Source organism: Lentimonas sp. CC4 (genome assembly GCF_902728235.1).
Classification (GTDB): Bacteria; Verrucomicrobiota; Verrucomicrobiia; order Opitutales; family Coraliomargaritaceae; genus Lentimonas.
The window spans coordinates 3551215-3565286 of record NZ_CACVBO010000001.1; the positions used below are offsets into that span (position 1 = coordinate 3551215).

10 protein-coding genes are annotated in these 14072 nt (G+C 51.1%); 3 read left to right on the plus strand and 7 right to left on the minus strand.

What is annotated here, in order from left to right:
- Window positions 1-77: 77 nt before the first annotated feature.
- Together GZZ87_RS15200 and GZZ87_RS15205 are read right to left on the minus strand one after the other, a co-directional pair.
- Complete coding sequence (locus GZZ87_RS15200) at window positions 78-3806, minus strand: sulfatase-like hydrolase/transferase (RefSeq protein ID WP_162026663.1); 3729 nt, start codon at window positions 3804-3806, stop codon at window positions 78-80.
- Between the two features lie 104 nt (window positions 3807-3910).
- Window positions 3911-4396: a histidine phosphatase family protein gene (locus GZZ87_RS15205; protein ID WP_162026664.1), complete on the minus strand. Its 486-nt coding sequence runs from the start codon at window positions 4394-4396 to the stop codon at window positions 3911-3913.
- A gap of 160 nt (window positions 4397-4556) precedes the next feature.
- Here GZZ87_RS15205 and GZZ87_RS15210 point away from each other — a divergent pair, with 160 nt between their 5' ends.
- The 3 genes from GZZ87_RS15210 to GZZ87_RS15220 all read left to right on the plus strand — a co-directional run bounded on the left by GZZ87_RS15210 (window position 4557) and on the right by GZZ87_RS15220 (window position 6326).
- Window positions 4557-5519 carry an ROK family protein gene (locus tag GZZ87_RS15210; RefSeq protein ID WP_162026665.1) on the plus strand — a complete coding sequence of 321 codons (963 nt, stop codon included), beginning with the start codon at window positions 4557-4559 and terminating at the stop codon, window positions 5517-5519.
- A gap of 196 nt (window positions 5520-5715) precedes the next feature.
- Window positions 5716-5943, plus strand: coding sequence for a type II toxin-antitoxin system prevent-host-death family antitoxin (locus GZZ87_RS15215; protein ID WP_162026666.1), 228 nt, complete (start codon window positions 5716-5718; stop codon window positions 5941-5943).
- On the plus strand, window positions 5934-6326 hold the full coding sequence (locus GZZ87_RS15220) for a type II toxin-antitoxin system VapC family toxin (protein ID WP_162026667.1): 393 nt from the start codon (window positions 5934-5936) through the stop codon (window positions 6324-6326). The genes GZZ87_RS15215 and GZZ87_RS15220 overlap by 10 nt, the downstream gene beginning before the upstream one ends.
- A gap of 69 nt (window positions 6327-6395) precedes the next feature.
- Here the strand turns inward: GZZ87_RS15220 and GZZ87_RS15225 are convergent, their stop codons facing one another.
- The 5 genes from GZZ87_RS15225 to GZZ87_RS15245 all read right to left on the minus strand — a co-directional run bounded on the left by GZZ87_RS15225 (window position 6396) and on the right by GZZ87_RS15245 (window position 14063).
- Window positions 6396-8618 carry an NADP-dependent isocitrate dehydrogenase gene (locus tag GZZ87_RS15225; protein WP_162026668.1) on the minus strand — a complete coding sequence of 741 codons (2223 nt, stop codon included), beginning with the start codon at window positions 8616-8618 and terminating at the stop codon, window positions 6396-6398.
- Between the two features lie 92 nt (window positions 8619-8710).
- Window positions 8711-9901 carry a pyridoxal phosphate-dependent aminotransferase gene (locus GZZ87_RS15230; RefSeq protein ID WP_162026669.1) on the minus strand — a complete coding sequence of 397 codons (1191 nt, stop codon included), beginning with the start codon at window positions 9899-9901 and terminating at the stop codon, window positions 8711-8713.
- 121 nt (window positions 9902-10022) lie between these two features.
- The gene (locus GZZ87_RS15235) at window positions 10023-10733 is read right to left on the minus strand and encodes a hypothetical protein (RefSeq protein ID WP_162071464.1); all 711 of its coding nucleotides are present in this window, start codon (window positions 10731-10733) and stop codon (window positions 10023-10025) included.
- 788 nt (window positions 10734-11521) lie between these two features.
- Window positions 11522-12919, minus strand: coding sequence for a TonB-dependent receptor (locus GZZ87_RS15240; RefSeq protein WP_162028128.1), 1398 nt, complete (start codon window positions 12917-12919; stop codon window positions 11522-11524).
- An 88-nt stretch (window positions 12920-13007) separates the two neighbouring features.
- The gene (locus GZZ87_RS15245) at window positions 13008-14063 is read right to left on the minus strand and encodes a Gfo/Idh/MocA family oxidoreductase (protein WP_162028129.1); all 1056 of its coding nucleotides are present in this window, start codon (window positions 14061-14063) and stop codon (window positions 13008-13010) included.
- Between the last annotated feature and the right edge of the window lie 9 nt (window positions 14064-14072).

Below are 14072 nucleotides of genomic sequence, written 5' to 3' on the forward strand. Positions count from 1 at the left end.
ACCTCATAAATATATAAAAAAAGCGCGTGCTCATCCCATAATAAACACGCACTTGTAGTTGAGGCCATGAGCCAAGCTTAAATGCTCGGTCTTACACGGCCAAATCCTCGATCGACACCTGGAAGCGGCACCGACACTTCTTGGCCAGCAGGTGAATCCACTACGACTGGAGTCTCAGAATCCCAATCGTTTAAATCAGTCGCGCGTTCCACGGTATAAATCACTTCGGTGGTATCACGCACAGGCGTGAAGCGGATATCGAGCCCTGCCCCATTTTCAACGAGCGAGGTAACATGACCCGTAGAGGGCGTGAGTGGGTCTAAACCAAATGCGAACTTATAGAAATTCGTGAGTCCATCGCTTGCCGGTGAATCATTGGGGCCCGTCTCTTTAACACCGCCCCAGTCATATGCGGACGCATAGGCATCGTAAATCGAAGACGCATCTAACAGTTCGGATAAATTCAAATAATCCAATTGCAATGAGTCGGATCCCGCCAATCCACCGATATTACTCTGTATTTTCAAGCGATCAAAACTCGTCGCGTCTGCGTTCTCCACCTCATAAGTGCCCAAGTCTTGAAAACTACCACCTGCCTCTGACAGCTCGACTGCGATCGTCATCGGTGTTGCATCCATGTCCAAGGTCGCACGAACAGCCATATCGCTAAGGTTCACTGAATTAAATGTCTTCAACGCCTGCACAACAAACCCTGCTCCACCAGCCTTATCGGTATCATACATTTGAAGCTCTAAATTGATTTCAGAGGTCGACGCCTTCGCAAAACGAATCAAACCAAAGTCTGAACCATCACTATTATCACGAAACGCAAAACCGACCTTTGTAGCCGTGGTGGTAGCTGCATCATCCAAATCAATTGAGCTAAACATCATCTCTAGCTGATACTGTCCGCTGGCATACGGTGCTCCGGCGATCGATGCGGTCGTATTCTTGGATGAATTCCCCGTCGTCGACACCTTCGAAAATACTAAGTGCCCGGCACCATCGGTTTGCACAGAATCTGCAGGTGAAATCGATGCAAAAGCTAAACCAGTCAAACTAGTCGTATTACCAAACTCTGTATTCGCCACCTCACTGAAGTCCCAACGCTCCAATGTATTCAAACTCTCAGACTGTGGCAGCGTCAGCTCGATCTCCCCTGTATCCGCCTGCCCCACTCCATCTTCAATGGTATAAGTCATCGTCACACTACCCGCGAATTCGGCAGGCGCCTGGTAATGAATCTTACCATTTTCAATCGACGCACTGCCCACCGTCGGCAGCGTAATCGCAGTAATCGTCAATGCTCCTTCTCCCCCGTCATTGAGCAATGGGTTAATGATACGCAACTCGCCTGGGACAGTCGTGATCGTATCATCATTTGCCACGATCTGAAGATTTGAACCAGCACCTAGCGTCACGGTATCATTCGAGGTGCGCGCTGCTGCCCAACCTCCTAAATTTTCAGATTCAACGCGGTATTTATACTTTCCGCCTGGGACGAGGTCGTAGTCGCGAAAGGTCGTCACTCCCGCAGGCACATATGCATATTCACGGTAGGAGGTTTCGCCATCAGGCTCCGAAGTGCGATAAATCACCGAGTGTGTCGCGTTGCTGGCATTGACTGCCCAATTCAACTCAATCGTGCGCGGAGAAATTTGCTCCGCACCTGCTCCGACCCAAGTGGGATCGGCATCTGGCACCGCCGGCAAACTTCCGATCACTCCATTATCGATCAAAATAGACTGTTCGCTCGTCCAAGTATTAGAGCCAGGTGCCGGCATCTTCATACCAGTGGAGAGTGCTTGTTGATAGATCTCATGCAGCATTTCGGCTGCTAGATCTGGGCGACTCGCAGAGAGATCGTTACGCTCATACACATCAGACACGATGTTATAGAGTTCCACCTTACGCTGCACCATAAAGTAGAGCAGTTTGTAATCGCCCTTACGATACGCAGCAAGCGCTGGGTTACCGGTGCCCGTATTGGCATTGGTAAAGAAGTGGTGCATTTCATCGCGAGCGGAAGCTTCTGGCTTGGCGGCGGTGAGCATAAAGCTGATCGAGTCCGTGCTTTCTGCCGGTTGCTGCGTGCCGCCTGCCATATCGACGAAGGACGCAAACAAATCAGCATGATGCACAAAGGCGTCGGTCTGCGTGCCACCAGCGGTTAGGCCGGGATAATAAATCAAGAATGGCACTTTGAGCCCGCCCTCATAGACCCATGTCTTCCCCTGACGATAGGGGTAGTTCGAAGTGGGATACGAGCTGTAGGTATTTCCGTTCCCAGACTTATAAGCATTATCCGCAGGCACATAAACTGCCGGTGGATTTACCGTATCAGAACCATCCGCGGCCTCGACGGACTTGCCATCATCAATCGGCGTAGTCGACTTACCGCCATGATCCGCAGAGACCACGATGATCGTCGTGTCAAACAGCTTGGAACCTGGAACGCGTGGATCATCCGTCGCCTTTAGATATGTCACCAGTTCATTAAAGCTATCGTCATAGGACTTCATCATCCCCGCATAGACTGGGTTGTCCTGCCACACGCGAGTCTTGGTGCTATAATCTGTGATCAATGCACTACTGCCAGCTGGATGCGCAGCAAACTCAGCGGCCATGCTCTCTTTCTTTGCTTGGAAATACTCGTGCCCCTTACCGTCCGTCGAGTTCGCATTGTCCTTACATTCCGCGGGCGTATGCACCGCATAGTGCGCCAGCGTAAGATGAAATGGCTCACCAGCTTGATTATTAATCGCATCATCAATGAACCCGATTGCTTTCGCCGTCATACGGTCGGTGATGTATTCGCCAGCGACTGGTGCAGCTGTGCCATAGGTCGCACTATCCATATCCGGCAGCTCAAAAGTATAGGCTCCATTCGCTCCTGCATTCTGGTTGAGCAAAGCAAAATACGACGAAGGCGGCGCTCCGGCATGACCCGCAGCGATACTGACATCGTAGCCTTGAGCAATCGGTCCACGCCCAGGCTGATCACCGAACACATAGCCAGTTGGTTTGTCAGCAGTATCCGACTCCCCCAAGTGATATTTACCGATAAAACAAGTGCGATAACCCGCAGCCTTCACCGCTTCGCCATAGGTGACATTATCGTAAGGGATCGAAACACCCTGCCCTGCCTTAGAACCCTGAACAGTGGTGCCACCGGCCCAAATGCCTCCACCTGTCGGATCACCAGCATGATCGACGTAGTAGTCATTACTCGGCACCGCCTCAGGGCGCCAATCATACTTACCGACCTGAATCGAACGACGCGCCACCACGCAACGCGGGCCAGAGCAATAGGCATTGTTCACAGACAGCGCATTTTGCTCGATAAACGTATCCAAGGCGGGAGTCTCATAAATCGTTGGTCCATCAATCGCTGGATTACGTAACGCTACGATGTCTTTGTAGCCCATGTCGTCGGCGAGGAAAAAGATAATGTTCATCTTCGCCGTGGTTGTGGCTGAACCGAGGCTCAACCAATTCGAAGAGAGCGTGTCATCCACCGCACGCACTCGATAGTAGTATTCCGTCTCTACAGCTAGGCCGCGATCATAGAAGAACCTCGAATCAGTCGGCAGGTCCGTCTCATCAGCGACCAATACTCCAGGAAACGTGCCGTTCACACTGCGCTCGATTTGAAAGCCGGTCTCATCCGTCGCAGTATCCGTCCATTCCAGCGCAATAGTTGCTGGCCCAGCAGGCAGTGCCACGCCAGCGGTCGGTGTATTGATTGCAGAAGCCGCCGCAACAGAAGCGAACAGCAAAGAGAAAAGGGTAAAGGGGCGATTCATGCTCTCAATCTACACCTTCGCACTCGGCAATAAAGGCAATCCCTCATTTAAAAAACCACAAATAGCACTGATAAAGCGCCCAGGGGAAGGTTCTATCCTGCCCCTTACAACATCCGAGGGTCCAGCATCCAACTCAGTTCACACGGCCCGACCTCACCAAAGTTCTCAATCGGATTCACCTTCAAGCAAGCCATATTGCAGGTGTCAAAATTCGTGCGCGTGCGCCCCCGCTCTGCGCTCAACAGCAAGGATGCCAAAATCGTAATATTTGGATTGTGCCCGACCACTAGCACATCTTGGCCGACTTCGAGCAAGCCCTTCGCAACGGAGGCTGGATTCATGTCTGGCTCTAAGCGCATCTCATCGCGCCGTTGCTCGATCGCATCCCCCCATGCCTCCAGCAACAACCCCGCCGTCTCTTGAGCTCGACGATAGGGACTGCACCACAACACTGGCGGTAGCGGTGTGTCCTTGGAGCGCAAGAATCCCCCTAAGCGCTCTACATCAGCTCGACCCTTTGCACTCAACACTCTCTGACTATCTGGATAGCTCGACTCAGCTTGGGCGTGACGCAATAAATAGATATTCATAGACAAACCACTATACTCGCTTATACAGCCTCGGCAAGAATCAGAATCAATCCATTTTCTGCTTCCAATCATCTCGAATCCCCTCTTTCTGGAAGTATTCCATACATTAGAGCCAACACTCCCTAAAGTGTTCTCCTCCTCCTCAATCAGCCTATCTCCTATGAAAATCTCACTCGGCACCGACATCGGCGGCACAAACACTTGTGTCGGCTCAGTTTCTGCAGACGGCCACGTGCTGTATAAAGAAACCTTCCCCACCGGCGACTATAGCGATGCAACACTGTATGGCGACCGCCTCGCCGAAGCGGTGCGTGCAGTGATGACTGCGACTGCGAGTGATAGCGCTCACACAGACATCGAGTGGCTTGGTCTCGGCATCGGCGCTCCCAATGGCAACCACCGCAGCGGCTGCATCGAGCATGCGCCCAATCTCAACTTCAAAGGTATTGTTCCACTCGTCGAGCTCATGGAGGCGCGACTGGATCTACCGAAAATTGATCTGACCAACGACGCCAACGCTGCCGCCATCGGAGAGAAGATTTTCGGAGCGGCTAAAGACTATTCCGACTTCATCATGATCACACTCGGCACTGGCCTAGGCAGTGGCGTATTCGTGAACAATCAGCTCGTGTATGGTCACGACGGCTTTGCCGGAGAAGTCGGCCACATTAGCGTAATCCCAGATGGTCGCTACTGTGGCTTTGGCCGACGCGGCAGCTTGGAGAATTACTGTTCGGCTACAGGCATTCGACGCACCTTCTTCGAAATGCTCGCTCAACTTGGCGGACAGACTTCGTTGGATCACATGCCCATCGGCGAGCTCACTGCTAAAGACATAGCCGAAGCTGCCGAACAAGGCGGCAGAGTCGCCAAAGCCACGATGGACTTCACGGGCCGACTCTTAGGAGAAGCCTTGGCATCCACCGCGCTGGTCACCAGTCCTGCGGCATTCTTCCTGTTTGGTGGCCCTGTCAAAGCAGGTAAAATCCTACTTGATCCCACCCGTAAGTCCTTCGAGCACCACTTGATCCCTCCCTACAAAAACAAGATCAAGATCATCGAATCCGCACTACCTATGGGCGATGCCGCGATCCTTGGAGCGGCAGCACTAGTCATCGAATAACAAAAAACGCCACCCGGATATTCGGACGGCGCTTCTCAAACAAACAACAAACAAAGTTACTACATACTAAGTTTATATGTAAGCTTAGACGTGCCAGTAGGCTCAACGTTCAAAATTTTTGAATATTTATTAGCGGAGAATACATGACTGGATCTAACAATTGAAAATTGTAGACACCGTAGCTACATTTCACCTCATGAATGTAGCGATTCGAGAGGCAAAAAACAATCTGAGCAAATACGGCAACCTCGCCAATGCTGGTGAAGTCGTGACGATCTGTAAGAACGGCAAACCGTGGTTTGACCTAGTGCCACACACAAGGAAGCCGCGCAGTGTTCAGCCATTGGTCAAAGGCAAGTCCCCCATTAGCATCGACGACGCAATCGCTCCCGTTGATGCCAAAGACATTCAAGGATGGATATAATCCTCGATACTTGCGGTCTCCTATCCTTAGCCGGTATCGCACAAAAGAAGCTGAGCAACGCCTGCCTCAAGAGCATCGCCTCGGCCGATCAGGTTCATCTATCAAGCTGCAGTCTCTTTGAAATCAGCCTTAAACATAAGCGCAGCCAACTAGATCTAGCCCAATTCAAAAGTCCCACTGAATTCTGGCAGGCATGCATCGAAACTTACGAACTCACCGAGCAAGCTGTCACAGCTGGAGACTTTGCAAATACCTTCGAACTCCCCGACCACCACGCCGATCCCTTTGATCGCATCATCATTGCTCAGAGCCAACGGCTCAACTCTCCGGTCATTACCTATGATGCTCAATTTCAAGCATATGGTGTCGATGTCATTCAGTGAGCTTCGAATAACCGAAAAAGCCCCCGTCTTGCGACGGGGGCTTTTGCTTTTAAAGAATGAAGACCGAACCTACAGCGCAGCAAGTGCGGCGTTGAGCGTCTCACTCGGGCGCATGGCTGCTTGTGCCTTAGCCAAGTCGGGACGGTAGTAACCGCCGATGTCCATGGCCACGCCTTGCACGGCGTTCAACTCGTCGACGATCTTCGCTTCGTTGGCGGTCAATGCTTCAGCCAATGGCGTGAAACGTGCCTTCAACTCGGCATCCTTATCTTGAGCAACGAGTGCCTGTGCCCAGTAAAGTGCGAGGTAGAAATGGCTGCCACGATTATCGAGTTCGTTGACTTTACGAGACGGCGACTTGTTCTCTTTGAGGAACTTGGTATTGGCCACGTCAAGCGTGTCGGCAAGCGTCTGCGCCTTGTCGTTGCTGAATACCGCAGCGAGGTGCTCCAAAGAAACGCCGAGCGCTAGGAACTCGCCGAGGGAATCCCAACGCAAGTGATTTTCCTTTTCGAATTGCTGCACGTGCTTCGGAGCCGAACCACCTGCACCAGTCTCGAAAAGACCGCCACCATTCATAAGAGGCACGATGGAGAGCATCTTAGCACTGGTGCCAAGCTCAAGAATCGGGAAGAGATCGGTTAGGTAGTCGCGCAAGACATTACCAGTTACGGAGATCGTGTCTTCGCCATCCTTCGCACGTTGCAGCGTCAACTCAGTCGCCGCGACCGGTGCGAGGATACGAATGTCCAAACCAGCGGTGTCGTGGTCTTGTAAGTAGAGGTTCACCTTTTCGATGAGTTGCGCATCATGTGCACGTTCAGCATCGAGCCAGAAGATCGCAGGTGTGTTGGATGCACGTGCGCGAGTCACCGCAAGCTTCACCCAGTCGCGGATCGGTGCGTCCTTCACTTGGCATGCACGCCAGATGTCGCCCTGCTCGACTGTATGCTCAAGCAACACAGTGCCGTCCGCGTCTGTTACGCGAACCGTGCCGGCTGCTGGAATTTCGAATGTCTTATCATGCGAACCATACTCTTCAGCCTTTTGGGCCATGAGTCCAACATTTGGCACAGTGCCCATTGTGGTTGGATCGAACGCGCCGTTCTTCTTACAGAAGTCAACAGTAGCAGCATAGACGCCTGCATAGCAGCGATCAGGAATTACGAAGTTGGTGTCTTGGAGTGAACCCGCCTTGTTCCACATCTGGCCGGATGTGCGAATCGCAGCAGGCATGGACGCATCGATAATCACATCACTTGGCACGTGGAGATTGGTGATGCCCTTGTCAGAGTCGACCATCGCCATATCTGGAGCAGATGCATAGACCGCTGCGATGTCTGCTTCGATCTCTGCCTTCTTATCAGCTGGCAAAGAATCGATTTTAGAATACAGGTCACCAAAGCCATTTTTCACGTCCACACCAAGTGTATCAATGAGTGCAGCGTGTTTTTCGAACACGTCCTTGAAAAAGACAGTCACGGCATGGCCGAAAATGATCGGGTCAGAGACCTTCATCATCGTCGCCTTCATGTGCAATGAGAACAGGATGCCCGCTGCATTCGACGCAGCGATTTCGCCAGCGAGGAATTCACGGAGTGCTTCGGCGCTCATGAATGTCGCGTCCAAGACTTCACCTGCTAACAGTGCGAGATCATCCTTGAGCACAGTTGTGCCTTCGGAAGTGACAAGTTCAATCTTCGCTGTGGTAGCGGCAGGGATCGTGACAGATTTCTCATTACCAAAGAAATCACCAGCAGTCATGCTAGAGACAGTGGACTTCGAGTCCGCACTCCAGGCACCCATACGGTGTGGATTGTCTTTAGCGTATTGCTTCACAGCGCCCGCAGCACGGCGGTCGGAGTTGCCTTCACGGAGAACGGGGTTCACCGCACTGCCCTTGATCTTGTCGTAGATACCTTTGACGCGCTTTTCTTCGTCGGTTGTCGCTACTTCTGGATATTCTGGAAGCGCAAAGCCTTGGGATTGAAGCTCAGCAATGGCTGCATTCATCTGCGGCACAGACGCAGAGATATTTGGCAGCTTAATGATGTTGGCATCCGGCGCCTTCGCAAGATCGCCCAATTCAGCCAAAGCATCGGAAACGCGTTGATCTTCTGTCAGCGCATCTGGGAAATTTGCAAGAATGCGTCCTGCGAGGGAGATGTCGCGGGTTTCAACTGCCACGCCAGCCGCGCTGGTGTATGCTGCAATGATCGGAAGCAGCGAATGCGTAGCAAGTGCCGGCGCTTCGTCAGTGATTGTATAGATGATTTTAGCTTTATCGCTCATAATGAGTAGGTCTTGTAGTGTTTTTGAAAATTTAAAATGGCCGCACTAAGCACAGGCAAGAAAAAGGCGGACTAGAGTGTCCGCCTTTAAACTTAGCCCAGTTTCGCGCAGAAACGGGCGAGGCGCTCGATGCCTTTATCAATGACCTCGTCGGAAGTCGCATAACTGAGGCGAATGTATCCATCCGCACCGAATGCACTACCAGGGACGACAGCCACCTTCTCTTCTTCGAGAATACGTGCAGCAAACTCGCTATCTGACAAGCCGAGCTTCTCGATATTAGGAAAGAGATAGAACGCACCTTGCGCACGTGCACATTCGACACCTGGAATCGCACGTAGGCCTTCTAGCAGACGCAGACGCCGTGCATCGAAAACTTTGAGCATACCTTGAACGGCTTCCATCGACTGATCCCAGTTCTGCATGGCAGCCAATGCGCCGTATTGCGCAAACGTGGTCGCATTCGAACTGGTCTGGCTCTGTAGGTTGGCGACGGCCTTCGCGACTGGCAGAGGTGCCATCAATGTGCCGAGGCGCCAGCCTGTCATAGAGAACGTTTTACTAAATCCAGCGACTGTGATCACAGAATCCGCCGCTTCCTTGGAGAATGACGCAGGGCTGACGTGCTTCACACCATCATAGAGGAGATGCTCGTAGATCTCATCGGACATGATGTAGATCCCGGCCTCGATTGCGACCTCGGTCAACGCCTTGAGCTCTTCGGGAGAGTAGATCGCACCGGTCGGGTTGGACGGGCTATTGATAATCACCATGCGTGTCTTCGGCGTGATCGCCGCGCGCAATTGCTCTGGAGAGATCTTAAATTCACTTTCGATACCAGCAAACACGGTCTTTGGCACTCCACCTGCGAGTTTCACCATTTCCGGATAGCTGACCCAATACGGCGCAGGAATTATAACTTCGTCGCCAGGGCTCACCACTGCGAGAATCGCAAGATAGCAGGAATACTTACCACCAGGGCTGACAACGATCTGAGCCGCAGTGACGCCTTCGACGCCATTATGAGTGCGGTAGTGCGCGGCAAGTGCCTCGCGCAGCGCAGGAATACCAGGTGCCGGCGCATATTTAGTCTTACCCTCGCGAATCGCCTGAATGCAGGCCTCTTTGATGAATTCCGGAGTATCAAAATCCGGCTCACCGGCACCAAAACCACAGACGTCCTCGCCTGCTGCTTTGAGCTCTTTTGCTTTTGAATCTACAGCCAGCGTCGGCGACGGCGCGATGTTACTGGCCCAGGAGGATAGTTTAGCTTGGTTGGTCATGACAAAAAATGCGCTCTCGATACATCAACTCGGGTAGCGATGTGTCGAGAGCGCAGAATCAAAACCTCTGCCTAAGCAAAAGCAAGCCTAGCCTAGTCTCTAAATCTAGGTAAAAGCGTAACTACTTCTTCTTCGCTCTTTTCTTAGCCTTCTTCTTAGGAGTCGCCTTCTTAGGTGTTGCCTTCTTAACAGCTTTTTTAGCGGCTACTTTTTTCTTAGGCGCTGCCTTTTTCACGGCTTTCTTTTTCACAGCTTTCTTAACAGCCTGTTTTGGAGCTGCCTTCTTCACTGCTTTTTTAGCGGCTACTTTTTTCTTAGGCGCTGCCTTTTTCACGGCTTTCTTTTTCACAGCTTTCTTAACAGCCTTTTTTGGAGCTACCTTCTTCACTGCTTTTTTAGCGGCTACTTTTTTCTTAGGTGCTGCCTTTTTCACGGCTTTCTTTTTCACAGCTTTCTTAACAGCCTTTTTTGGAGCTGCCTTCTTCACTGCTTTTTTAGCGGCTACTTTTTTCTTAGGCGCTGCCTTTTTCACGGCTTTCTTTTTCACAGCTTTCTTAACAGCCTTTTTTGGAGCTACCTTCTTCACTGCTTTTTTAGCGGCTACTTTTTTCTTAGGCGCTGCCTTTTTCACGGCTTTCTTTTTCACAGCTTTCTTAACAGCCTTTTTTGGAGCTGCCTTCTTCACTGCTTTTTTAGCGGCTACTTTTTTCTTAGGTGCTGCCTTTTTCACGGCTTTCTTTTTCACGGCTTTCTTAACAGCCTTCTTGACTGGAGCTTTTTTGACGACTTTGGGGGCCGCCTTTTTCTTGGTAGTAGTTTTTTTCTTCGGCATAGTTTGTTTGAGGTTAAAGTCCGACAATTCAGTTGGTAGAGAATCCAATGCGGCACGTAACAACTCACCAACGCTTACCTTCTTCTGCTTACTCAAACGAACGAGTCGCCCGCGAAGCTCAGTTGATAGACGCACGGAGATCTGCCGGTGTGACGTTGGTTTAAGATCAAGACCTGACGAATCGAATACACTCACTGCATAACGAACAACTTCGCTAAGAGAACGTGCTCCGACTTTTTTTTGAACCTGCTTAAGTTTATTAAGCAGATCTTGTTGTAGGTCGAAAGTTAAGGGGCTTGTAGTTTCGCTACTCATAATTACGTCGCATGCGACACTATAAAAATATGTAAAGTGTAGTAACAATGTCAATACAACAGATTTACGAAACTATCACCACAAAAAGCTGAGCAACGGCACATCAATAACCGCACACCAAAAACATCCACTAGCAAAGTCCAAACGGTCGAACTAGTCCCAAAGGACTAGTTTAAAAAATCGCCAAACCTGCACTTTATCACAAAAATGTCCTAATCATGTTGTTTTATGGGTATCACACATGATTTGGACGAGGGGGTGCACCGAGACAGTTTAGGGGGTTTTAGTGCACCCACTTCGTCCCTTGCTTTTTTCAACTCAAATACTACGCCGTATGGATATAGTAATGATGATCGGCATCGCCACCTTAGGAATTACAGTTTCTATAATCGGCTATCGATGCTTTCGTAGCGAAATCGACTAAACGAGCCGATTCACCCAGCGTTCATTCGAAATGCTGCGCTGTGCCGGGATCAACTCCCCGTCTGCATGCGTCGCACCATTTGATGCGCTTCTTCTGGCACCCACTTTTCCCAATCGGTGCCTCCGGCATCAATCAGTTTCATCGTCTTACGACTGGTCATTGCCAACAAACCAGGGTCACCGACACCGATTGGCCGAATGCGACCATTCTGCATCAAGTGCTGGTAGAAGAACTGCCAATTTTCTGGCGCCTTAAAATTCTCTGCCGTCACAAGCTCCATACTTTGCGTATTGTGCCAAGGATAGACAAAAAGCTGCACACGGTTTTTGAACAATCGTCCGAAGGATTCCAAAATGCCACCCGCCAGATTTGCAGACCACTTCTCTTTAAACAATTCATTGAGCAAACCAATACTCAGCGTAATCGCAATCGGCTCTGCGGTATAGCGACTCAGATAGGTCGCAATTCGATGAAACTCTGCACTGCGGGAAATCAGCACGGTCTTACCAAGCGCCTGCAATGCATCCGCACGATCAAGAAAATCACCATGATCCACCGCACCATCGCGCAGTAAATTATTCATACTAATCTCACACACTTCGATCGAACGCTCCTGATGCTCCTGTGTCATCACTTTCGAAAAGACCGCACGCGATTGGCGAATCATATCTAAATGCAATTTCAAGACTGGTTTAAAACTACCACGCAGCAACAAAATCGGGCGTTTATATAGGGCGTCGGCAGCCTGCACGACTTCGCCCTCCTCATTAAACATCGCAGCATCCGTCAATCCACTCTGCACGAGTTGCAGCGCACACAGGCGATTATCTACATAGCGAAACCCTTCGCCACTAAAACGCAACATATCCACTTCCACACGTCCACCAACTAGGCCATCCGCCAACGACTCGACAAAACGCTGTAAACTATCACGATAGTAGAACGCAGCATGAATCAGATTGACGCCAACTTTCCCAAGCGCCTCCATTTGATCCTGATTCGTCTCATCTAACAGACGCAGGTGTAAGACAATTTCGCAGGGCGGCGTATTCGGCTTTAATTGCAAGCGCACACCCAACCAACCATGGCACTCCGCGGTATCCTTGTAGCCACGCGCACGAACCGTATTACAGAACGAGAAAAACGTGGTGTCCTTACCACGCTCTGGCGCCAAGCGTTTCTCCAACAAGTCATACTCATATTCGAGCATCGAACTGAGCCGCGACTGCGACACATACCGCGATGCCTTTCCGTAGATCGCATCGCTCATTGTCATATCATACGCAGAAATCGTCTTCGCCACGGTTCCAGCACTCGCAGACACACGAAAGAACCAGTTAGCAGTCTCCTGCCCTGCGCCAATTTCGGCAAAGACTCCGTATGGAACGGGATCAAGATTCAGGGCGAGTGCCTTTTCGTAAGTGCTCAGGATTTTTCGGTCAGACATGTCAGAAGGAATGTATCAATAGGTATTAGAAAGTGTAGCCATTCCTATGCCATTTGCTTAAAAGAAAAACCAGCTATTTCCGAACATACTAACTCAATGGCCAGAGCGCACGGGCGGATTCCTTCGCCAAAGATTCTGCCACCATCTCGGTAAAAGCCATATAGCGCACGCCTTGCTCAAACGAGGTCAACTCAATCGGCGCATGCTCACGGATCGATCTCACAAAATCGGCTTCGACCTGCCAGCCACGACTTTGCGCCCGAGAGATCGTAATCTTCCGCTCTTCCGTCGCGCCTGCCTCGCTGTAGAACAGCTGCTTTTGAAACGCATCAAACCGCAGCGCCCCCTTCGAACCGTTCAAACGGAACTCCATCCTCGACTTACCTGATTCGACACCACTGAAATGATAGATCATTCGAGCACCGCTCTGCCCGAATCGCCCCAAAACACTCACACTCTCAGGCACCTCAACAGTCGACGGCTCGGATGCTTCCGGATATTGACGCGTCGCTTGAAAGACCGCGCCATCCGCGATCAACCACTCCGGCTCATCGGCAACCCAGCGCTGCACCGTCTCATGCATGATGCCCATCGTCAGCACATTGTTACCACTCAAGCCACGATCCTGGCGCCACGTCATCGGCGCGTCTGGCGAAGCCGATTGCCCGCCCGTATGCACGATGCGCACTTCCAACAAATCGCCCAACTTCCCATCAGCAATCAGCTCACGTATCGTCGTATCAAAATCCAATGAGAACGGTGCCGGCACAACTTGCGCCACTAAATCAGAGTGCGCTTGAGCAGCGGCATACATACGGCGCGCCTCCTCAAGGTCACACGCCATACGTGCTTCACACAGCACATGTTTGCCACTTTCCAACGCAGCAATCGTCAACTCCGCATGCATATTCGGCCAAGTGCCGATGCAAACCGCATCCACGAACGGATCAGCAATGACCTCCTGCCATGTATCCGCAACACGCTTAATCCCTTCCTGCCGAGCCACTTTCTCTGCCGATGCGCGTGAACGATTCGCCACCACCGAAAGTTCAACATTTTCCAATTTCCGAAACCCAGGAATATGCATCTGCCGCGTATTAGCTCCCGCGCCAATAAAACCTATACGTAATTTCCGATGCTCCATACTTATACG